Origin of the sequence: Thermogemmatispora sp. (genome assembly GCF_042408735.1) — a bacterium.
Classification (GTDB): domain Bacteria; phylum Chloroflexota; class Ktedonobacteria; order Ktedonobacterales; family Ktedonobacteraceae; genus Thermogemmatispora.
This window is the reverse complement of record NZ_JBHOQV010000128.1, coordinates 74687-96700: the sequence shown is the minus strand read 5'-3', so window position 1 is coordinate 96700 and position 22014 is coordinate 74687. Positions and strand designations below refer to the sequence as shown.

Here is a 22014-nt window from a genome sequence, read left to right as displayed (position 1 = left end):
ATAGCGCCTCCCCTTCGCCCAGGACCGGCTCACTGGAGATAGTCGGTGGGATCAGGAACACCCGCGAGCAGGAAAGCCTCTTTGCGCTCGTTGCAGGTGCCACAGGTGCCACAGTGCTTCTCGCCTCCTTTGTAGCAGCTCCAGGTTTCAGCGAAGGGGACGCCGAGCGCCGCGCCGAGACGGACAATCTGCTCTTTCTTGAGATGGGCAAAGGGCGCTTCCAGGTGTAGGCGCGGGTGACCGTGCCCCTCAACGGCGAGACGCTGCATGGCCCCGAAGGCCTCGATAAAGGCCGGACGGCAGTCAGGATAGATGAAGTGATCACCTGCATGTGCCGCAAAGGCGACCGCCTCCGCTTCCTCGGCTACGGCAATTCCATAGGCGATAGCCAGCATGATGGCGTTACGGTTAGGGACAACGGTAATAGCCATGTTAGCCGCTGCATAGTGGCCGTCAGGCACGGCTACGCTTTCGTCGGTCAGGGCCGAACCTTTGAAGTGCTGGCCAAGCTGTCGGAGGTCGAGAAGGGAAAAGGTGGCCTCTAGCCGACGGGCACAGCGCTCGGCAAACAACAACTCTTTGCGGTGGCGCTGTCCATAGTCAAACGAGAGCAAATGGAGCTGATAGCCCTGAGCATGGAGCAGATGGGCCAGGGTCACGCTGTCAAGACCTCCGCTGACAATGGCAATGGCTTTGGGTCGCGACATGTCTGCTTCTCCTCTTGTTGGTTGGCCGTTCTACCGCTCTGGCCAGGCGAGCTATGTGATGGCAGCGCGGCGCTCTCAGTTGTGTCGGTCGGATAGCCCCAGCGGCCCTGGATAACGCCGACTGAGGCTCGCGACACCAGGCTCGCCCGCGATCGCCGCAGGATAGTTCCGTTCGCGACTGTTCCCGGCACCTGATAGTGTACTGATATTGTACGCAGGCAGGGACGACCTGTGAAGGTCTCCAGTACAAGAGAAGAGAGAGCGACCTTTTCTCGACCAGGCCGGGGCTGCCAGAGGATGGCTCCTTCTTCTCTCTCTGTCTGCTGACCCTGCCCTGCTCGCTGACCGCGCAAGCAGAGGGGGCTGGTGGGGAAGCCAGACGGGCAGGCGGGCAAGAAAAATAATCTTCTATAGACAGCAGATTTCTATCTTGCCCAGGAAAACGTGGGCAAACAGAGAAGAAAGGATGGCTCAATTGCGAGTATCGTTCTGGTTCGTAACCATCGCGGCATTATTTGTGACCTGCCTGATCACAGCAAATATTATCGCGGTCAAAATCATCAGTCTGGTGGGCTTGCTGGTACCGGCGGGGATTATTGTTTTCCCCCTGAGCTATTTGTTTGGCGACGTCCTGACAGAGGTCTACGGCTACGCCGCCGCGCGGCGTGTTATCTGGCTTGGTTTTGCCTGCAATCTGCTGGCAGTAATCGCGATTTTCCTGGGGGGACTAGCGCCAGCAGCCCCGTTCTGGAAAGGACAGGCCGCCTATAGCGCCATTCTCGGCTTTACGCCGCGCCTCTTACTTGGCTCTTTTGTGGCCTATCTCTGCGGCGAGTTCGCCAACTCGTTTGTCCTGGCCAAACTCAAGATTTTGACAAAGGGGCGCTGGCTCTGGACACGGACCATCGGCTCAACTTTCGTAGGTGAGGGACTGGATACTCTGATTTTTATTACGATCGCTTTCTGGGGAGTGATTCCACCCGCTGAGCTGCTGGCGACCATGCTCACCCAGTGGCTCTTCAAGGTTGGCTATGAGGTCGTGGCAACCCCTTTGACCTACCTGGTCGTCAACTTCCTCAAAAAGCACGAGCAGCTTGATACTTTTGATTATCAGACTAACTTTAGCCCGATTCTCTTCTCCCGCTGATGTGAATGGCTGGTCCTGACCTGAAGGGTCCAGGGCTGGCCCGCCAGGCGAGAGAGGAGGCGCCCCGCCTTTCCTGCCTGGCCAGCGGCGGCAAAGGGTCCCTCTTAGCCAGGCGCCAGGTGTGCGCCTGGCTCTCTCCTCTCTCGCAGCGCCGGCAGAGCAGTTACAGGCCGCTTCCCGTCATGTAGCGCCGATACTCAGAGCGGGGACCACTATAGTCAGGGGCAGCATATTCGGCGAAGATAATGGTTTTAATGTTGCCCCGGACATTAAAGTCGCCGGCCACACGCATCCAGCGCGGTCCCAGCAGGGTCACCAGGTCGTTCAGAATAGTATTTGTGGCAGCTTCATGACTGATCTGCCGGTCCCGGTAGCCATTGATATAGAGCTTGAGGCTCTTCAGCTCAACCACCGAGCGATCAGGGACATAATCGATGACGATTGTGGCGAAATCTGGGAAGCCTGAACGCGGGCAGAGACAGGTAAACTCAGGAATCTCCAGGTGAATCACATAGTCGCGCTCTGGGTTGGGGTTGGGCCAGGCTTCCAGCCGATTAGCGGCAATCTCATCCAACCCATAGCGGCCCGGTACGCGCGTTTGCTCTTGCTCTTCACTCATACGAGAACGACCTCCGAATTCCTTTAAGCGGCAGCAGCAACGCCAGCGGCCCTGAGCGGGTGGTTCCCTCCCTGGCCGCAAGGCGGTCGGCCCCGAGGTTAGCCCCCTTGAGCAGGAGCCGACCAGCAAGAAGAGAGCAGAGACAGTTAAGGCTGTCCCTGCTCTACCTTGTCTTATCAACTAATACTCTAGTTGAGCTGCAACTTCAGATAGCGTTTGCGAGAGAATCGTAGCACATACGGGACAAGGCGTCCAGTTTATCGCGTCTGCCGCGTTCGCTGAGTGACTCGGGAGGGGGACCAGCGGACTGCCCGGCCAGATGGAAGCAAGAGCAACCCTCCTCCGGCCATCTTCTGGCGAGGTCCCTTCATAGGATAGGCAGGTCCCAGCGACTTTCCTCTAATAGACCGGCCACTTCTGCCGACAAGAGATATTGTAGAGATATTTATCCTTATCGATTACTGCTGAGTTATTGACGGAGGCCCCTGCCTTTTTGTCCAGCCGTCCCTGGCCTGCGCCAGCGGTCAGGCTCCGGGAGCGAGCTGGAAGAGAGGAGGCAGCGGGTCGCTTGTGCTTCCTTAAGACTATCTGCCAGCAGAAGATGATTTACAAGGCCAGATCAATGAAAGATCTTGATAAAGCCTATACACCAGCAGCCCGTTTGGCACTGCATTATGCGCGAGAAGAGGCCAGCAAGCGCCACCGCAGGCTGATCGGCAATGAGCAGCTCCTGCTTGGCATCTTGCGTCTCAACGATCCCCTCATTGGCAAGCTCTTGACTTCCTTCATGCTGCGGCCCACCCTGCTTCGCCAGATCGTTGAGGCATTGGATCGACCGCGCAAGCCTGTCCATCGAGGCCGCCAGAGACTGTCCCCGGCCCTGCAGGCAGCCCTGCGCGCCGCCAGATTGCATGCCAGCAAGCTCGGAGCAACCTCCATTGGTCCCGAGCACCTGCTCCTGGGCCTGCTCAGCGTCCAGGATCGGCAGGGCGCCCTGCTTCAGGGATTGCTAGAAGGCTTCGGCGTCACCTGTGCCAGCGTGCGCGCGCGCTTGCAGGCTTTGACAACGCCGCTTCCACCCCCAGAAGCAGCAGCGGTCGCCATCTCCCAGGCGAGCAGGCCGAGCTTAGAGGACAGCTCGACCCCTGATAGGCAGCCAGGCCAATCGGCCAGCGTAGCCGGTGATCCCCAATCAGCCTACCGCGAACGCTACGAGCGTACCCCAGAACTGAACAGCGTCAGCCGCGACCTGACCCTGGCAGCCCTGGAGGGCCAGCTTGATCCTCTCATCGGACGCGAGGCGGAACTGGGGCGTACGATCCAGATCCTGCTGCGCTATACCAAGAACAACCCGCTCCTGCTGGGGCCGGCAGGCAGCGGCAAGACGGCCATCGTCGAGGGTCTGGCGGCCCGTATTGCCGTTGGGGCCGTACCGGAAGGTCTGCAAGGGAAGCGGGTCGTGGCCCTCGACATCGGCCTGCTACTAGCTGGCACGCGCTACCGCGGCGATCTAGAGGAACGTGTCCAGGGCATTGTAGCAGAAATCAAAGAGGCCAGCGATATCCTGCTCTTTATCGACGAGATCCATATGCTGATCGGCGCTGGAGGGCCGGCCAGCGCTCCTAACGTGGCCAACCTGCTCAAACCGCTGCTGGCACGCGGGCAGCTCCAATGCATTGGAGCCACGACCTTCGAGGAGTACGCCTGCCACTTTGAGGGCGATGCCGCGCTAGCCAGGCGCTTCCAGCCAGTTGTGATCGCCGAACCGGACGCTGCTGAGACCCTGACGATCCTGGAGGCGCTGCGCCCACGCTACGAGGCCTTTCACGGCGTTGTCATCGGCGATGAGGCCCTAAAAGCGGCGGTGCGCCTCTCAGGACGCTACCTTGCCGGGCGAGCCCAGCCAGATAAAGCCATTGACCTGATCGATGAGGCAGCCGCCGCGCTACGCATGCGTCAGGCCCTGCCACCAGTGGCCCTGCGCCAACTCCACGAGGCCCTGGCCCGCCTCCGGGCGAAACGAGAGGCAGCCGTTCACCAGCAACACTTTCCCGCCGCACTAGAGCTGCGCCGGCAGGAGCAGCAGCTTCTGCGCCGCGCCCTGGCCATCGAGAGCGAGTGGCTACGGCAGAGCAGGCCAGGCATCCCAAACACTGACTCACCCGCGCCAGTCCAGCGCCCGCGTCTTGACGAGGAGGCCATCGCCGCGGTAGTGGCTCAGTGGACCGGCCTGCGCGTAACCTTTCCAGGTGGCGAAGAGGCCCGCTATTTGCTCTCCTTAGAGCGCTTACTGCGGCAAAAGGTCGCCGGTCAAGAGGAAGCTATCAGCATAGTGGCCCGCGCCGTACGTCGTGCTCGTAGCAACCTGCGCGACCCGCGCCGTCCCGCCGCCTCCTTCCTCTTCATTGGTCCCAGTGGCGTCGGCAAGAGTCACCTGGCAGCCGCTCTGGCGGAGGTCCTGACTGGAGACGAGCGCAGCCTGATCGCCCTGGACATGGCCGCCTTCATGGAGCGTCAGCAGGTACAGCGTCTGCTTGGCAGTCCACCAGGCTACCAGGGCTACGGAGAGCCAGGACTCCTGAGCGAGGCCATTCGCCATCGCCCGGCCAGCATCCTTCTCTTTGAAGGTATCGAAAAGGCCCACCCGGTCCTGCTCGACCTGCTACTCCAGATGCTCGAAGACGGGCACCTGAGCGATGGACAAGGTCGGCTGGTGGACTTCCGCGAGGCCATCATCATTCTCACAACCAGCCTGCCCAGCACTCCCGCACAAGCCGTTGGCTTTGGAGCCAGGAAAAGCCTTTTCCAAAGCGAGCAGCAGATGCTTGCCCTGTTGCAGCGTACCTTTCGGCCCGAGCTTCTTAACCGACTCGATGCCCTTATCCCCTTCCATTCGCTCAAAGAAGAGCATCTCGCTCAGATTCTTGATCACCAGCTAAACGCCACCTGTCGAGATCTGAGCAGACTCGGCATCAACCTGGAAATCAGCGTGGCAGCCCGAGAGTATCTACTTGCTCGCAGTCAAGAGCATTGGCCCAGCCAGGGAGCACATCCCCTGCGGCGGCTCGTCCGTCGCGAAGTGGAGGATCGCCTCAGCGAGGCGCTGCTGCGCGGCGAGATTGAGCGCGGCGATTGCCTCCTCCTTGAGGCCAATGGCGAGAGCAGCGGCCTGCGCCTGGAGAGGCAGGCAGACCGTTCCAGGCCGCATCCATCAGCGGCAGAGCTGCTAGCCAGCTCCCCGCCAGAAAGCAGCGATGCTTCAGCGGTCCTCACCTGGCCTGAAGCCCCGGGCCACAGCGCCGCCTGATCTGCTTTTTTCACCTTCAAAGTTAACAATCCAGCTATCTAGCTGCGCCTGCCCGCCGTGGGGAGAGAAGAGCGCAAATTCTCCCTCAGCACCTCTTCGGCCAAAGGCGCCACCACGGCGGGCCTCCCCCACGCCCCGCCCGTCGGCCGCAGGCCCCTCCACCTCTTCGCAGAAGACCTTCAGCCAGGCCCACGAGCCTGGCCTCTCTCCCACGTTAACAGAGCCTGCCTATCCCTTCGGCAAACTTTAACGGAGCCTTAAAGGGCTTTAACCGCGCCTTAAACCATGATTAAAGCGAGAACTGTACAATTCGGGTGGTGTGGAAAAGAGCCAGAGCCAGGACGCGCCCAAGCCGAACAGCGCTCCAGCTGAGGCTGACAAGGCGACCTGAGCGCCGACTCGCAGATCTATTTTTCGCTGCCGTTGCCCCACGGCAGCGTCACTGAGGAGGGGAAACCAGCACTATGACACACAACAAACCTTCGCCCAGCCACCGAGGGCGCCCGCGACTGAGATATCTTAGCGCCCTGCTGCTGGTAGGTCTGCTCAGCTTGCTGGCAGCCTGCGGCAACAGCAACAACAGCTCCAGCGGCACCACCACGGGTAGCGCCAATACCTGCCCTTCGACCAAGCAGCTTACGGGCGCTGGATCGACGTTTGACAATCCTCTATTCTCAAAGATGTTTCAGGAGTATCCCAAAGTCAAGTGTGGTATCAACGTAAACTATCAGGCGGTGGGTAGTGGAGCCGGCATCAATAACCTCTTGCAGCATATCGTCGACTTTGGCGCTACCGATGCGCCTATGACCAACGATCAGCTTAATAAAAGCACCAGTGGAGCGATTCTGCACATTCCGATCACGATCGGAGCAGTAGCCATCTCCTACAACCTCAGCGGAGTTAATCAGCTCAAGCTCACGGGGCCGATTCTGGCGGCCATCTACGAAGGCAAGATCACCAGCTGGGATGACCCCCAGATCAAAGCCATCAACAGCGGCGTCAACCTGCCCCACAAGAACATCACCGTTGTCCACCGCTCTGACGGCAGCGGCACCACCAGCATCTTCACACACTATCTCTCGGCCATCAGCCCAGACTGGCAGAGCAAGGTAGGAGCAGGCACCACCGTGAACTGGCCAACGGGTGTAGGGGCCAAAGGAAGCTCTGGTGTTGCCGGGCAGGTCAAGAACACCGATGGTGCCATTGGCTACGTTGAGCTGACCTACGTCCTCGCCAACAACATTCCCTACGCACTCCTCCAGAACGCCGCCGGCAAATTCGTCGCGCCCTCGCTGGACAGCGCCAAAGCCGACGCCGAGAGCTTCACCAACATCCCGAGCGACCTGCGCTTCTACATCGTTAACGGCAGCGGAGACAACGCCTATCCCATCACTGGCTTCTCCTGGGTTGTCGTCTACCAGAACCAGAGCAACAGCGACAAGGGGCAAGCCCTGGCGCGCCTCCTCTGGTGGATGGTCCACGACGGGCAACAATATGCCCAGCCGCTCAACTACGTCCCCCTGCCGGACACGATCGTCAGCAAGGACGAGGCCCAGATCAAGGCCATGCGCTGCGGCGGCAATGCCTGCTACAGCGGCTCCTGAAGGCTGAGCTGGCTGGCGGAGAGCGCCATCGGCCAGGCAATCGGGAAGATCCACTAGCACGGGCAGGGGCCTGCATCTGCCGAAGATCAGCCCCTGCCTCCTCAGCAGGGTAGAGAGAGCCAGGGGAGAGCCAATGATCCAGGAGAGAATCACCCCAAGCAAAGCACGTCAGCAGTGGATACGCTGGCAACGAGTCCTGCGTGCCCAGCGGCCCGGAGACCTTTTCTTCCGAGGCATCACGCTGCTCTTTGTCCTGATCGTTCTCGGGCTGGTGGCCGGCACAGCCTGGATTCTCGTCAGCAACTCGCTGCCCACAATCAGGCGCTTCGGCCTCAGCTTTCTAACCAACAAAGCCTTTGATCCGGTACACGAGGTTTACGGGGTCTTGCCGGCCATCTTTGGGACCCTCATCACCTCGACCTTTGCCCTCATCTTCGCCGTACCGCTGGGGATCGGAGCCGCCGTCTTCCTGGTCGATTTCTGTCCTCGCCCCCTGCGGCTCATCTTAGCCTTTCTCATCGACCTCCTAGCGGCCATCCCTAGCGTCATCTACGGCCTCTGGGGGTTTCTCGTACTGGCCCCCTGGCTGCACAACGCTGGCGAGCCCTGGCTCCAGCAACACCTGGGCTTCCTGCCGCTCTTCCAGGGAGAGCCGGAAGGTGTCGGCTACCTGGGAGCTGGCATCGTCCTGACCATGATGGTTCTCCCCCTCATCATCTCGGTCTCACGCGAAGTGATGCTGGTAACGCCGGTCTCCCAGCGCGAGGCCCTGCTGGCGCTGGGAGCGACCCGTTGGGAAGTCATTCGCCATGCCGTCTTACCCTTCGCGCGCGTCGGCATTCTCGGCGGCATCATTCTTGCTCTTGGAAGGGCCCTCGGCGAGACGATGGCCGTCACCATGATCGTCGGCAACCAGGCCAACGAGCCGAGCCTCAGCCTCTTCACTCCCGGCTATACCCTGTCTAGCGTCATCGCCAACCAGTTTGGCGAGGCAACACCCGGCCTCTTCTTCTCGGCCATCATCGAGGCCGGCCTGATCCTCTTTATCATCACCCTGATCACCAACATCCTGGCGCGCTGGCTGATCGCGAGCCTCCAGCGTCAGGCCAAAGGAAGCAGAGGAGGGCGCCCATGAGCGTGCCTACATCTTCATCCACATCTTCTTCCATTCTCTCGCCAGGGGAGAGCCGCACTCACCCGTTCCTGGCCGCACGCTCCTCCCTGAACCTGCGGCGGCGCCTGCTGAACGCTCTGGTGATTCTGCTGACGACTCTGGCAGCCCTTTTCGCTGTAGGACTGCTCATCTACCTGCTCTGCTACGTGCTGGGGCAGGGCCTGCGCTACATCAATCCTGACTTCTTCACCCAGCTACCAACGCCCAACGGCGAGCCGGGCGGCGGCATGGGTGAAGCTTTCCAGGGGAGCCTGATCCTGATCGGCCTGGCAGCGCTTATGGGCGTCCCGCTCGGGTTATTTACCGGCATCTACCTGGCCGAATTCGGACGTGGCCCGTTTGCTCAGGGAGTGCGCTTCCTGGTCGACGTCCTCAACGGCATCCCGACCATCATCTTCGGCCTGTTGGCCTGGGTCCTGATAGTCATCCCGATGCAAACCTTCTCGGGTCTGGCCGGCGGCTTTGCTCTCGGTATGATCATGATCCCCATCGTGACGCGCACCTCCGAAGACGTGCTGCGTCTGGTACCGCGCGAACTGCGCGAAGCCTCGCTGGCGCTGGGAGCGACGGAGGCGCGCACCATCTTGCAAGTGGTCCTCCCGGCAGCCCGCAACGGCATCATCACGGGCGTGGTCCTGGCGATGGCCCGCGTAGCCGGAGAGACAGCCCCCCTGCTGATGACCGCCTTTGGGACGACGTTCTGGAACACGGACATCACGCAGCCGATCGATGCCCTGCCACTGCGCATCTTCCAGTTCACCCTTAGTCCCTATCAGCAACAAGTCAATCAAGCCTATGCAGGCGCCTTCGTGCTGATCATCCTGATCCTGCTCGCCTCCCTGGCTGTGCGCCTGGCCACGGGCGGCTTCAAACAGCGGTAAGCAGCAGGACTCGGGCAAGCACGACGATGTCAAGAAGGGAGGTCGTCAATGGATCAGGTCATTGCGGGGCAGGTAACGAGCAGCGTGCCAACCCAGGGAGGCATGGCCCTCAGCATCGAGGGGTTGAACGCCTGGTATGGGCGGAAACAAGCGCTCTTTGATATCAACCTGACGGTGCCCCCGCTGAGCGTCACAGCCCTCATCGGGCCATCCGGCTGTGGCAAATCGACCCTGGTGCGCTGTCTGAATCGGCTCCATGAGACCATTCCCGGGGCCCGGGTGGAGGGGCGAGTCCTCGCCAATGGCCTTAACATCTACGGGCGTGGCATTCGCCCGATGAACGTCAGGCGCCACATCGGCATGGTCTTCCAACAGCCCAACCCGCTGCCGACACGCAGCATTTTTGAGAATGTGGCTATCGGACCACGTCTCAATCTGGGACTGCGCGGCTCCCGGCTCAAGGAGCTGGTCGAGCGCAGCCTGCGGCAAGCCGCTCTGTGGGAGGAGGTCAAGGATCGCCTCCATAGCCCAGCGACCAGCCTCTCGGGCGGGCAACAGCAGCGGCTGTGTATTGCCCGCGCCCTGGCACTGGAGCCAGAGGTCCTGCTCATGGACGAGCCGTGCTCGGCCCTCGACCCGATCTCTACCCTCCAGGTGGAGGAACTGATCACGTACCTCAAGCGACAGTACACCATCGTCGTCGTGACCCATAACATGCAGCAGGCCGCACGGATCGCGGACCGCACGGCCTTCTTCTTGCATGGTCACCTCGTCGAAGAGGGAGAGACCCAACAGCTCTTCACGCACCCGCGCAAGAAGGAGACCGAGGACTACATCAGTGGACGTTTCGGTTAGTCGAGTTGGTCAAGACAGCTACAAGAGAGGGGATTACCGTGAAGGATACCTCTGCAGAGAGCACACATAACCTGAGTACCACGGGGAACACCTTCCCAGAGGGCGTCAGCATCTTCTCGCGGAAAGTGGCCCGCAGCGGCCACATTTCCTACGAAGGGCGCCCCTACTTTATCAGCAAGGCTCTCGCTGGGCGCTACATTCGCCTGATCGTGACGAACAACCGTTTGATCGTAGATACGGCGATCCCACTTCACAAGGAGTATCAGCTTCTCTAGCCGGAGCAGCGGCGAGGAAGGGCAATGGAGAGTAATATGAGTGGGCCATACTCGCGGCTGCCAGCGACAGAGGGGCGTCTCGCCAGCCAGCAATCCGAGACGCCCCTGGCCAGGCCTGGGCTGAGCCATGCCCTTGGGGCAGTCGAGCCGGGGCAGCCGCTGAACGAGAGGGCCGGCCTGGCTATCGATGTCAGGCACTTGAACTTTTACTACGGAGCACGACAGGCCCTTTTTGATATCTCGCTGCCGATTCGCGAGCGGCAGATCACGGCCTTGATTGGGCCTTCGGGCTGCGGGAAATCAACGTTCCTGCGCACGCTCAATCGCATGAACGACCTTATTCCTGAGACCCGCATCGAGGGGGAAGCCATCTTCGACGGAGAGAACATCTACGATCCCGCCACCGACGTCATCCGTCTCCGCCAGCGCATCGGCATGGTCTTTCAGCGTCCTAACCCTTTTCCCAAGTCGATCTTCGAGAATATCGCCTACGGTCTGCGCATCCAGAGGAAGCCGCGCCGACAGATTCAGGAGGAGGTTGAACGTAGTCTACGGGCCGCCGCCCTTTGGGACGAGGTCAAGGATCGCTTAAAAGCTTCTGCCCTCGGCCTCTCGGGCGGCCAGCAACAGCGGCTGTGCATCGCTCGCGCCCTGGCCCTGCGCCCCGAGGTGCTCCTGCTCGACGAGCCGTGCTCGGCCCTCGACCCAATTGCTACGCTCAAGATCGAGGAGCTGCTGCTCTCACTGAGCAAGGAATATACCATTGTGATCGTTACCCATAATATGTCTCAAGCTGCCCGTATCTCACAATACACGGGCTTCTTTCTCAACGGCCGCTTGATTGAATACGGGCCAACTGCCGAGCTATTCAAGCGACCGCGGAAGCGAGAGACAGAGGACTACATCAGCGGGCGCTTCAGTTAGGAATGAGAGCGGCAAGATGGTCAAAAGTCAACGAGAGAAGATTCTGGTGGTCGATGACGAAGAGGTGCTTGTTGAGACCATTGCCTACAACCTGGAGCAGGAGGGCTACCAGGTAGTCACCGCCCTGGATGGAAAGGCCGCTCTGGAGCTGGCGCGACGCGAGCGACCGCACCTGATTATTCTCGACATCATGCTCCCAGAGATCGATGGGTTAGAGGTGTGTCGCCGGCTCCGCCGGGAGCCAGCCACAGCCACAATCCCCATCATGCTTCTGACGGCGCGCGGGGAAGAGATCGACAAGGTTGTGGGTCTCGAAGTTGGGGCAGACGACTACGTGACCAAGCCATTCGGGCGCCGAGAACTGCTGGCGCGCGTGCGCGCTTTATTGCGCCGCGCCTCCTATCCCGCTGCGCAGGTGCAGGCCGAGGTGGGCGGCCCTGTTCAGGAGGCAAGCGGGCAGTCACGGCGCAGCCCGCGAGAGCTGATCGCCGGGCCTGTGCGCATCGACCTGCCAGGGCGACGGGTCTGGTGCCGCGATCAGGAGATCGAAATGCAGCCGAAGCAGTTCGATCTCCTGGTCTATCTTGTGCGCAATCGCGGAACCGTCCTTACCCGAGACCAACTCCTGCATCACGTCTGGGGCTACGATTACGCTGGCGATACTCGCACGGTCGACGTTCACATCCGCTGGCTGCGCGAGAAACTGGAAGAGGACCCCGCAGCACCCAAGCTGATCCAGACCGTGCGTGGCGTGGGCTACGTCTTCCGCTAGCCTACGCGGCCAGGGCCCTCCCTGCCGGCGGTCCGTCCGGAAAGACAGGGTCAGCCGTCTCGCTCTAAAAGAAGCCCTCGGCGCGCATCACAGTGACCGCCTGGCCACTGATGAAGACCCGCTCGCCATCCAGGCGCACGCGCACCAGACCACCGCGAGCAGAGGCCTGGTAACCCGTGAGCGTTGAAGACCCCAGGCGAGAGCACCAGAAAGGTGCCAGCGTGCAGTGAGCCGAACCTGTGACCGGGTCCTCGGGAACCCCTACGCTGGGGGCAAAGAAGCGCGAGACGAAATGGTAGTCGCTACTCTCGGCCCGGCTGGTGACAATGAAGCCCCGAGCCTCAATTGCGAGCAGGCGAGTCGGGTCGGGCCGGAGAGCACGCACCATCTCCTCGCTTTCCAGTTCAATCAGATAGTCGAATTGGCTTCTGGCCACCAGGCGCGGCCTGACACCCAGGGCCTCGCTCAGGCCCAGAGGAGGGGGCACTGGCGTGGCCGGCGTGGCAGGAAAGTTCATCTCGATCCAGCCGTCCAGACGACGGGCCGTCAGCAGGCCACTGCGCGTATAAAAACGGGCCGGCTCCGCCGGCGGCAGCACGCCTTCTTCCCAGAGGACATGCGCGCTGGCCAGGGTGGCATGGCCACACAGATCGACTTCGGCCGTCGGCGTGAACCAGCGCAGGCGATAGCCATCTCCCTCGGGGAGCAGGAAAGCCGTTTCTGAAAGATTCATCTCGCGCGCCACAAGCTGCATCCAGCTCTCATCGCGCGGCTCCTCCAATAGACAAACTGCCGCCGGATTGCCAGCAAACGGTCGAGCGGTAAAAGCATCGACCTGGATAATGCGCTGTCCCATCTTGGTCTCCTCCATGCCAAATAGTAAGCAAGCGAGTAATCGCTTCCTCGGCCCAAAAGCTGAGGGAGTTCTACCTCATTCTAGCACTTGATTGACCCTTGACAGAGGGTGGAGAGCGCAGTATCCTCTCTACAGAGAGTGCTGTTGTAACCGATTTTACATCGAAGAGTCTGACTTAATGGAACTGTTGCTACGACGTTCAGGCTTGCAGCTCCTGGTTCTTTTGCTCGCATTAGCGGGTATGGGGGACGCCATCTATCTGACCATCGTCCATTATCAGGACGCGCCACTGGTCTGCCCCGCCTCGGGCGCGATTGATTGTGCCCATGTGCTTAACAGCAGCTATGCCGTCGTACCTGGGACGACGCTCCCTATCTCGCTACCTGGCCTCGGCTGGTGCCTGGTCCTGGCCGGGCTGGCCCTGGTGAGCTTACTGCGCTCCTCAGAGCCTGGCTGGCTCCGCCCTGCGCAGTTCCTCTGGTCGCTGGCTGGGATGGCCACCGTCCTCTATCTGATCTACGTCGAGCTGGTCCGCCTGCACGCCATCTGTCTCTGGTGCACCGTTCTCCATGTCTTGATCCTGATCGCCTTCTTGATCAGCCTGGCCAGGCTGCTGGAACCGGAGCCTGAAACGGAGGCCGGGGCTGCTCAGCGCTCCACCACCTCTACGCTTGCCCGCTCACGCCCGCGCTCCTCTCAGGCCAGCCGTTAGATAGACAGACAACTATCGCTGCCTGGTGACGCAGAAGAGTGCTCGGCGGGCGCGGAGAGGAGGGGCTTTCTTTCTCCCCTTCCTTGTCCCAGTGAGCCGGGCGGGGAGGTGAGAGCGCTCGATGAAGGCACCCTTTCCCAGCCAGGAAGGGAGGCGCCAGGAATGATCTGATTGCCGGTTCCTTCCTGGAAGGGGAAGCCGCCATGAAGCAGCGTTGGCAGTTGGGGCTATTGGCCGTGCCCCTGGCGCTGGTGCTCCTGCTGGCAGGCATCCTGGTGCTTATCCATCAGCTGCACCCTGCCACGACGCAGAGGCGCCTACCGCCGCCGCACGTTCAACTCGTACGCAGTCCCAATAGCGCTTATAAGTACCATCTCTGTGCCGAGGCCTATGCCTACCTGCGCGCCACTCCAGACAATCCCTACAAGACCGACTTCAGCTTTCACGACCCTTTTCGCGACGCGCAGGATACCATTATTCCCCACCTTGTGGCCATTGATGCTTCCGACCACAGTCTCAGCTTCAGTATCACCGTTATCTTGCGCCAGTTGGCCACTTTCGAGGCCCAGATCTCTCACATTCACGAGCTGGATGGGATCAGCATCCAGCTACCCGATCGCCAGAACCAGCTCCAGGGGTCGAGCGTGCCCCAGTTCGTCGTGGTGGCCGTGGCTGGTCCGGGTATCGTGGCCGTTCTCGACTACACCTGTCCCCAGCAATGGCACTGGTCCACGGTCGCCGCTCAGCGGTCCTGAGCAGCCCAGCGGGTCCCGTCGCCAAAATCCGCTTGACAAAACGAGCCAGATACAGTACAATCCAGATGACGCATACGCGATGCCGTCTCAGCGCCCAGCGCAAGGCGAGCGCGCGGCGGTCGTTGGGCCTCGTTCGTCTAGCGGACTAGGACGCCGCTCTTTCAAGGCGGAGATCACGGGTTCGAATCCCGTACGAGGTACCAGGAACATCGTCAGGAGAGCCTGGCAGACCTTCCTCTTGCTCGGTTTGCCAGGCTCTCTGCTTTTGGTTCGCATGGAAGCGGGGGGACTGGCAGACTCGTCAACCAGTCCTGCGATCATGGTCTTCTGTTCTGTATTCTCCGCTCGCCCCACTGACCTCTCTCTGCGGGGAGCGAGCCAAGACAGCGCAAAGGAATAGGGCCTATGATGAGTGTAGAGGAAGCCCAGGAGCGCATGCTGGCCATCATTCAGCCGCTACCTCCCATCACCGTCGCCCTGGCGGAAGCTGCGGGCCTGGTCCTGGCAGAGGAGATCACGGCGGAGGAAGATCTCCCGCCATTCGCCAACTCGGCAATGGATGGCTATGCTCTGCGCAGCGTCGACACACGCATGGAGGGCGGTCGCCCGGCGCGTCTGCGCGTCATCGGTACGATCGCTGCCGGTTACGTAGCGGAGCAAGCTATTGAGCCAGGCACCGCCATGCGGATCATGACTGGGGCCCCGGTACCGCGCGGAGCCGATGCTGTTATCCAGATCGAGCTAACGCGCAGCGATCCTGCTGATGAGGGTTGGGTCGAGATTCTGCAGGAGGTTGCCCCAGGGAATAACATTCGCGCTGCCGGCGAAGACATCCGCCGCGGACAGCTCGTCCTGAGCCAGGGAAGCGAGATTGGTCCCTGGGAGATCGGGGTGTTGGCAACGGTAGGACGAGCCCGCGTGAAGGTCTTTCGCCGTCCGCGCGTGGCAATCGTTAGCACGGGGGATGAGATCATCGACGTAGGGGAGCCGCTACAGCCGGGCAAGATTCGCAATAGCAATGGCTACCTGCTTGAGGCGGCAGTGCGGCGGGCAGGGGCCGAGCCGCAGCGCCTGGGGGTCGCGCGCGATACCGAGGAGAGCCTGCGCCAGATCTTCAGTCAGGCCATGCAGTACGACCTGATCATCACCTCGGGGGGCGTCTCGGTCGGCGAGTTTGACCTGGTCAAGCGCATCATGCACGAGCAGGGGGCCATCGACTTCTGGCAAATCAACATGCGTCCCGGCAAGCCGCTCGCCTTTGGTCGCATCGGGTCAGTCCCTCTGCTAGGGCTGCCTGGCAATCCCGTCTCAGCCGCGGTGACCTTCGAACTATTTGGGCGACCGCTCATCCGCAAATTGCTTGGCCACCGTCATCTGCGGCGTCCCCAGGTGGAGGTCACAGTCGAGGACGGGGTCAGCGAGCGCACTCCCCGCCGCCATTACGTGCGCGCCCGTGTGCGTTGGGAGGAGGGTCGCTTTGTAGCGCGCACAACCGGCCAGCAAGGCTCGCATATTACGACCTCGCTGCTGAATGCCAATGCTCTGGTGATCGTTCCAGAAGGCGGCCACACCCTCAAGCCCGGCGAGAAGGCCCAGGCGCTCATGCTCGATTGGCCAGAGGAGTGAGTTCTTTTTCTGCCGCCTCTCAGCCATTGTCAGGTAGGCGTTCGGCCAGAGGATGGGCGAGCTTGTGGGGAGCCTGTGCTCTGGCGACGCCTCCAACTGTGCTGCGCACCCGCCCGCGTCAGGCGGTAGCGTAGCTGGTCTCGCGAGAGGCCCAGCAGGGCCGCAGCTCGCACCTGGTTGTAGTTGCAGCGTTCCAGAGCCTCCTGTACAAAGCGCTGCTCGATCTCAGCAAGAAACTCCTCTAAGTTCACCCCTTCAGGGGGCAAGTGGAGCTGATCTTTGAGTTCCAGCAGGCGCTGTAAGGCCCCACTGCTGGCCGATTGCAAATAGGCAGGCAGGTGCTCAACGCGGATCTCATCGCCCTCGCACATAATCTGGCCATGCTGGACGACGCTGCGCAGCTCGCGCACATTGCCCGGCCAGCTATAGCGTTCGAGCAGGGCCAGCGCTTCGGGACTGAGGCGCAATGAACGGCCTTCTTCGGCAGGCTGCCCTCCCTGCCGACGCAAAAAGTATTCGACCAGAGGGGCGATGTCTTCAGGATGCTCGCGCAAAGGAGGAATTTGAATGGTGAAGACCTTCAGCCGATAAAAGAGATCCTCACGGAATTCCCGTCGGGCGACCGCTGTCGCCAGATCGACGTTGGAGGCCGAGATGACGCGCAGGCGAACCTGGATCTCGCTGGTGCCTCCGACGCGGCGAAAGGTGCGGGTTTCCAGGAAGCGCAAGAGCTTGGACTGAAGCACGAGAGGCATGGAGGCAATTTCATCCAGGAAGAGGGTTCCACCATCTGCCCGAGCCAGGTAGCCATCGCGCGTCAGACGAGCGTCGGTATAGGCGCCAGCTTCCACACCGAAAAGCTCGGTCTCCAGCAAGGTTTCGGGAATGGCCGCGCAATTGATGGCCACGAACTGGCGTTCGGAGCCGCCGCTGAGGGCATGGATGGCGTAAGCAATGACTTCCTTGCCGGTGCCACTCTCCCCCTGGAGCAAGACCGTTGTTGTCGGGAAAGCTGCAACCTGGCGAATCAGGGTAGCAACCTGGCGCATGGCCCGACTGCGCCCAATAACCAGGCCGAGACGCTCCAGGTCAGCTAGCGCTTCCTCATGGATAGCGAGCGAGCTTGCGGCAGGCTGAGGGGCCTCATGCGGATCAGAACCCTGCGACATCATCCCCACCCTTCTATTCCAATCCAGTCGAATCGAGAGCCGACGCCTCTGCCTGGGGGCCGGGGCAACGGCCTAGAGGAGCCGGAGGATCAGGCCAGCAAGAGCGATGATACGACGAGGGGCGCCGCCGGGGAGAGGCAGGGGCGCCCGTTCTTCACCCACTCGCCCCTGACTATCTGCCGGGCTGAGAGCCTCCAACCGATACCGAGGCGGAATATGGGGGCTGCGGTGCGGGATTCGTAGGCGAGAGCGGTCTTGTCGGCTGAACTCCCCAGCCACGTCCCACGATAAAGCGCGCTCCATTGCCACCGTTGCCCCACTGCGATTCGGTCTCCACATAGATGGGCGATTGTGGGACCGCGGAAGGGGAGGGAGCGAATGCCCCCGTCGTCTGGGCAGGGGACTGCGGAGGCGCTGGCCATGCCTGGCCCTGGGCAGCCATCCAGGGAGCGGAAGCCGCCATCTGGGGCTGCGGGGCGTAGGGGCCACCGATCGGAGGTACAGCGGCGGGCGACAGCTCATGAACGGGGTACTGCATCTGCATAGCGTACGGATTCTGGACCAGGCCCAGGGCCATCAGCTCCCCAAGCACGACGTAGACCTGCTCGAGCGGCATAGCCAGACGCTGGGCCAGCAGCAACGGAGTTGTTTCTCCATCCAAACAGCTAAAGACGCGCCACTCATCGGGAGTCAGCGGGATCTCGACGTTGGCGGACCGCCAGGACTGGAGATCGGGAGGCGTCAGTTTGAGATCAGGGGGAATAAAAGAGACATCGACCCGCCGAGGCGTGTAGGGTGTCGTGATTGGACGCGGGGCCGGCAAGCTGGCCGGAGCCGCGGAGGCCGACGAGGCGACCTGTTGGGAAGCGGCAGGCTCACGCTGGGTAGCAGCAGTCTCCGCCACGTTGGCTGGTGAGCCGGAGGGAGCGACAGCCGAAGCAACTGCCGAGAGGCGTGCCAGAGCATCGGGATCAAAGAGCGAGCTGAGATCAAGACGTCCGCGCTCCTGACGCTGAGGCGACGCGCCAGTCTCGGGTAGGGCCTGGGTCACGCGCGGCTGAGAAGCTGGCGAAGGCTCGTGAGCGGCCGCCTGGCTCTGGCCGGCAGGCTGGAGCGGTTGCGACAACGGCGGCTGCTCGGCCTGGGCCTGAGCAGGTAGCGGACCAGAATAAGCTGGCGCAGGCATAGACGCGGGCACAGCGGGCGGCATCGGATTGGGAGCGGGCTGCGACGCTGACACAGGGGCAGAGGGAGCGGGCGCTGAGGGCAGGAGAGCCGACGGAGACAGGGAGACCAACAGGCGAGAGGCTGGGGGCGTGCGCCCTTCCTCGAAATAGACCTCACCGGAACGCCAGGAGAGCAGGACATCAAGCACACGGGAGGCCTCGCGCGCGGCCCAGGCGCGCAATTGCTCGCGCGTGGCGTAACCCAGTTCCATCAACAAGAGGGCGATGCGGGTCTCACCAGGCTCCTCGCCACGTTCGCGCAGGACGGCCATCACATGAGCCAGAGCGGCCTGAGAGATCACTCCGGCCTGCATCAGGCGGTCACCCAGCGTTAGCTGAGCGCGAACAGGACCAATACAGAGCAGGCGCCCCTGGCAGAAGTAGAGCTCCACCCAGAGAGAGCCTTGTTTTACGACCAGCATCCCGCTTTTCTCATGGGCCTCCAGGCGCCGCAAGAGATCAGCCAGATTGACCCGATCTAACGTCGTCGCGAAACTCACCGTAGACACAGCAATTCACCGCCTGTCGTCGCCATGCCCCTGCTGCCTGCACGCGTGCAAGCAGGCATCTGGCCGCTAGCAAGCACGGCATGCGTGAGAGACATCAGCAATATCTACAAACAGAATACGACCCGAGTCAAATTCAACAACGTTGAGCAGCGTTAGCGTCAAACAGCCTTGTTTGACCATGTGGGTATAAGAGTATGATCCTATCCACTGGCCCCAGTGGCGCAAAAACAAAACTGCGCTGCCCCACAGCACCCCCGAGCTATGGACACGGGGCAGCCACCGCCCGTCAACGCAGGGCGGAGGGGGGGGGATTCGAACCCCCGGGGCTCATCGCCCGGCCGTTTTCAAGACGGCTGCATTCGACCGCTCTGCCACCCCTCCGCTAGATAGTTTACCACAAGCGGTTTCAATTTGGAAGATTGGCGGCCTTGTGAACATGCCATTTGGGTCATTGTCCCATGCATTGCACAACAAGGATGACTGACATAGTCAGTACTTTGTCATGGCGAGAACAAACATTTGTTAGAATCGCGTCCGTCAGCGAGTGAGCAAGGAGAGGCCGATCAGAGGGCGCAGGACCTTGGGTACCACCACGCTGCCATCAGCCTGCTGATAGACTTCCAGGATGGCGGCCAGGGTCTGCTCAATGCTCAGAGCACAGGCCCCCAGGCTATGAGGATGCTCGATCTGGCCACTGGGAGAGCGATAGAGGACATTCGCGCGGCGGGTCTGAAAGCTTTCATAGTTGCTGGCGGCAGCCAGGGGGAGGAAGCGGCGCTGGGCGGGCAGCCAGACCTCGACCGTTAGGGTCATGGCTGCCGCAAAGGGGAGCAGGCCGCTACAGAGCATGACAACACGATAGGCCAGTTCCAGACGCTGCAGCAGCATCTCAATCTGCAAGAGGAGGGTTTGCAAGAGGGCATACGATTCGTTTGGCTGGACTATCAGCAGTAGCTGCACCTCGCTGAGCTGGTGCCAGGGCAGACGGGCCGAGCTTGGGGGGAGCGAGGCAGAGCCACCATCGCGATGAAAGACAGGCGTCCAGCTAACCAGGCGCAGGGGCAAGCTCTCGGCGGCAAGAACCGTACCGCCGTAGAGGTTCACCAGAGGTGTTCCACCCCCAGGGTTCAAGTAGAGTTCATCGGCCTGGCAGCTGTAGCTGTGGGGTTCCAGGGACGGAAATTGGCCGGCGGCCAGCAGCGTACCATACTTCAAGAGGAGGGGGAGCTGCACCTCCTTATAGTCCCACTCGCGGGTGAAGAAATCGAGGGCGAAGGTGACGAGAGCACGCAGCAGCCGCGCCCCGGCGCCTCTCAAGACTACAAACTGGCTGCCGCTCAGGTGGCTGCCGCCAACACTGTCGATCAGACCCAACCCGCTGCCCAATTCGCGATAGGAGCGCGGCGAGAAATAGAAGCTCATCGGCACTCCCCAGCGGCGCAGCTCGCGGTTGGCCGAACGCATGAAGCCGGTGGGAACATCAGGATGGGGGAGATTGGGCAACGGCAAGAGCAACAGGCGCAGGCGCGTCTCCAGGTCAGCGATCTGCAGCTCTAGCGCCCGGATCTCTTCACTGAGGCTTGCAATCTGCTTCTCAAGCTCGGCATGCTTTCCGGCAGGGGCCGCCCGACGACGCTCTTGCACCTGTTTGAGGGAGCCATACAGTCCCTCACAACGCCTGGCAAGGCCGTCGCGCTGTTCCGCCAGACGAAGAATCTCTTCTAAAGCCACTGAGACCTGGCGTTTCTGCAGTCCTTTTTGCACAAGATCGGGTTGCTGACGCAGTAGGTCGAGATTCAGCATACGCTGTTAGTATAGCATAGCAAGCGAGTAGAACAAGGCGTCTTCTGCGGTTTCCAGGCTCTCAGCCTTCCACCCCATGCCAGGGGGCCGACCGACACCGCCCAGTCCCTGCCACTTGAGGTGCAGTCAATATCTTATTATTTTGTTGTAATCCTCTCTTCTACTGCAATACAGATATGGCCGCTTTCTCTTGTGGCTCTTCCGCCACTTGACAAGGGAGGCTCTTGCTGCTACCCTTCTCCCAGGACGGATGAGTCATGCAGGTCAGAGCCCGACTCGTCTGGGATTGCCACGGGGATCACCACGGGGATCGCCAAAGATGATCACCATCATTAAGAAAAATCCGCAGGGTGAGGCGCTCTTCTCCTATCAGGGTGAGGTGCTCGCTGCCACCTCGCGCACCTGCATCATCCGCGCCTTCTGGACATGGCCCGATCGAGATCTTGGCTACGTGCGCTTCGAAACGGGCGACTGTTTTACGGAGTATTATTATACTGATCGCTGGTTCAACATTTTTGCTATTGCGGGCAAGGATGGTGAGCGCAAGGGTTGGTATTGCAATATCGCCGAGCCAGCGGTGATTCGGGACGATCGTATTGAGCAGGTTGATCTTTTTCTCGACGTCTGGGTCGATCGCCAGGGAGGGACACAGGTGCTGGATGAGGACGAGTTTGAAGCGGCCACGACGTTGAGCGCGGCCCAGCGTCGAGGTGCCCAGGAGGGCTTACAGGCCCTGCTGGAGATGGTCACCCACCGCGCGGGGCCTTTCTCCGAGATAGGGGCGTAAGCCAGGCCCGGCCTGGGGCCTTTCCCCAGGTGAACGCGCCTGTCGTCTATCGACCCGTCCACCTCTGCAAGAAAGGCTGTGCGCCAACTTGCTTACGGCCTGGGTCTGCCTCTCCGCCGATCCGCCGAGACACTACCTGATCGCCTACGCCAGTCTGGCCCAGACCGTCAGCCAGCATTGTCCAATCTGATCCGAGGGAGGAGGGAGAGGGAGAGGAGGCCAGGTTGATAGTGCTGGCTTTAGGGGTCTCAGAGGCTACCAGGCTGACTATCTCTCTGGCTCGCCCGGCTAGATCGCAGTGGGGAT

The 22014-nt window shown here is 61.3% G+C and carries 19 protein-coding genes and 2 tRNA genes; 14 read left to right on the top strand and 7 right to left on the bottom strand.

Annotated features, from left to right (window positions below):
- Positions 1-29 precede the first annotated feature (29 nt).
- Positions 30-707 carry a 7-cyano-7-deazaguanine synthase QueC gene (gene queC, locus ACFMO7_RS12850; RefSeq protein ID WP_376795880.1) on the bottom strand — a complete coding sequence of 226 codons (678 nt, stop codon included), beginning with the start codon at positions 705-707 and terminating at the stop codon, positions 30-32.
- Positions 708-1182: 475 nt separating this feature from the next.
- Between queC and ACFMO7_RS12845 the strand changes: the two genes are divergently transcribed.
- Positions 1183-1854 carry a queuosine precursor transporter gene (locus tag ACFMO7_RS12845; RefSeq protein ID WP_376795879.1) on the top strand — a complete coding sequence of 224 codons (672 nt, stop codon included), beginning with the start codon at positions 1183-1185 and terminating at the stop codon, positions 1852-1854.
- 163 nt (positions 1855-2017) lie between these two features.
- Here the strand turns inward: ACFMO7_RS12845 and queF are convergent, their stop codons facing one another.
- Positions 2018-2473 carry a preQ(1) synthase gene (gene queF, locus ACFMO7_RS12840; RefSeq protein WP_376795878.1) on the bottom strand — a complete coding sequence of 152 codons (456 nt, stop codon included), beginning with the start codon at positions 2471-2473 and terminating at the stop codon, positions 2018-2020.
- Between the two features lie 622 nt (positions 2474-3095).
- On the opposite strand from queF, the gene ACFMO7_RS12835 reads away from it, so the two are divergent.
- From ACFMO7_RS12835 to ACFMO7_RS12800, 8 genes are all read left to right on the top strand, one after another.
- Positions 3096-5780, top strand: a complete 2685-nt coding sequence (locus ACFMO7_RS12835) for an ATP-dependent Clp protease ATP-binding subunit (RefSeq protein WP_376795877.1) — start codon at positions 3096-3098, stop codon at positions 5778-5780.
- Positions 5781-6244: 464 nt separating this feature from the next.
- A complete protein-coding gene (gene pstS, locus ACFMO7_RS12830; RefSeq protein ID WP_376795876.1) occupies positions 6245-7384 on the top strand; it encodes a phosphate ABC transporter substrate-binding protein PstS in 1140 nt (379 codons plus the stop codon).
- Between the two features lie 133 nt (positions 7385-7517).
- Entirely contained in the window at positions 7518-8519 is a 1002-nt protein-coding gene (gene pstC, locus ACFMO7_RS12825) for a phosphate ABC transporter permease subunit PstC (protein ID WP_376795875.1), read from the top strand.
- Positions 8516-9439, top strand: a complete 924-nt coding sequence (pstA, locus tag ACFMO7_RS12820) for a phosphate ABC transporter permease PstA (RefSeq protein WP_376795874.1) — start codon at positions 8516-8518, stop codon at positions 9437-9439. The genes pstC and pstA overlap by 4 nt, the downstream gene beginning before the upstream one ends.
- Positions 9440-9541: 102 nt before the next feature.
- The gene (pstB, locus tag ACFMO7_RS12815) at positions 9542-10294 is read left to right on the top strand and encodes a phosphate ABC transporter ATP-binding protein PstB (RefSeq protein WP_376795892.1); all 753 of its coding nucleotides are present in this window, start codon (positions 9542-9544) and stop codon (positions 10292-10294) included.
- Positions 10295-10332: 38 nt separating this feature from the next.
- Positions 10333-10569 carry a hypothetical protein gene (locus ACFMO7_RS12810; protein ID WP_376795873.1) on the top strand — a complete coding sequence of 79 codons (237 nt, stop codon included), beginning with the start codon at positions 10333-10335 and terminating at the stop codon, positions 10567-10569.
- A 24-nt stretch (positions 10570-10593) separates the two neighbouring features.
- A complete protein-coding gene (gene pstB / locus ACFMO7_RS12805) occupies positions 10594-11493 on the top strand; it encodes a phosphate ABC transporter ATP-binding protein PstB (protein ID WP_376795872.1) in 900 nt (299 codons plus the stop codon).
- Between the two features lie 16 nt (positions 11494-11509).
- Positions 11510-12265, top strand: coding sequence for a response regulator transcription factor (locus tag ACFMO7_RS12800; RefSeq protein WP_376795871.1), 756 nt, complete (start codon positions 11510-11512; stop codon positions 12263-12265).
- A 64-nt stretch (positions 12266-12329) separates the two neighbouring features.
- On the opposite strand, the gene ACFMO7_RS12795 is transcribed toward ACFMO7_RS12800, so the two are convergent.
- Positions 12330-13121 (bottom strand): PhzF family phenazine biosynthesis protein, encoded by a 792-nt coding sequence (locus tag ACFMO7_RS12795; RefSeq protein ID WP_376795870.1) that lies wholly within the window; start codon positions 13119-13121, stop codon positions 12330-12332.
- A gap of 178 nt (positions 13122-13299) precedes the next feature.
- On the opposite strand from ACFMO7_RS12795, the gene ACFMO7_RS12790 reads away from it, so the two are divergent.
- From ACFMO7_RS12790 to glp, 4 genes are all read left to right on the top strand, one after another.
- The gene (locus ACFMO7_RS12790) at positions 13300-13833 is read left to right on the top strand and encodes a vitamin K epoxide reductase family protein (RefSeq protein WP_376795869.1); all 534 of its coding nucleotides are present in this window, start codon (positions 13300-13302) and stop codon (positions 13831-13833) included.
- A 203-nt stretch (positions 13834-14036) separates the two neighbouring features.
- Positions 14037-14588: a hypothetical protein gene (locus ACFMO7_RS12785; protein WP_376795868.1), complete on the top strand. Its 552-nt coding sequence runs from the start codon at positions 14037-14039 to the stop codon at positions 14586-14588.
- A gap of 126 nt (positions 14589-14714) precedes the next feature.
- Positions 14715-14791, top strand: a tRNA-Glu gene (locus ACFMO7_RS12780).
- Positions 14792-14993: 202 nt separating this feature from the next.
- Positions 14994-16214 carry a gephyrin-like molybdotransferase Glp gene (gene glp / locus ACFMO7_RS12775; RefSeq protein WP_376795867.1) on the top strand — a complete coding sequence of 407 codons (1221 nt, stop codon included), beginning with the start codon at positions 14994-14996 and terminating at the stop codon, positions 16212-16214.
- A 29-nt stretch (positions 16215-16243) separates the two neighbouring features.
- Here the strand turns inward: glp and ACFMO7_RS12770 are convergent, their stop codons facing one another.
- The 4 genes from ACFMO7_RS12770 to ACFMO7_RS12755 all read right to left on the bottom strand — a co-directional run bounded on the left by ACFMO7_RS12770 (position 16244) and on the right by ACFMO7_RS12755 (position 20921).
- The gene (locus tag ACFMO7_RS12770; protein ID WP_376795866.1) at positions 16244-17386 is read right to left on the bottom strand and encodes a sigma-54 interaction domain-containing protein; all 1143 of its coding nucleotides are present in this window, start codon (positions 17384-17386) and stop codon (positions 16244-16246) included.
- A 169-nt stretch (positions 17387-17555) separates the two neighbouring features.
- Positions 17556-19118 (bottom strand): DUF4388 domain-containing protein, encoded by a 1563-nt coding sequence (locus ACFMO7_RS12765; protein ID WP_376795865.1) that lies wholly within the window; start codon positions 19116-19118, stop codon positions 17556-17558.
- A 297-nt stretch (positions 19119-19415) separates the two neighbouring features.
- A tRNA-Ser gene (locus tag ACFMO7_RS12760) sits at positions 19416-19499 on the bottom strand.
- 156 nt (positions 19500-19655) lie between these two features.
- A complete protein-coding gene (locus ACFMO7_RS12755; RefSeq protein WP_376795864.1) occupies positions 19656-20921 on the bottom strand; it encodes an aminoacyl--tRNA ligase-related protein in 1266 nt (421 codons plus the stop codon).
- A 319-nt stretch (positions 20922-21240) separates the two neighbouring features.
- On the opposite strand from ACFMO7_RS12755, the gene ACFMO7_RS12750 reads away from it, so the two are divergent.
- Positions 21241-21708, top strand: a complete 468-nt coding sequence (locus tag ACFMO7_RS12750; protein WP_376795863.1) for a DUF402 domain-containing protein — start codon at positions 21241-21243, stop codon at positions 21706-21708.
- Positions 21709-22014 lie beyond the last annotated feature (306 nt).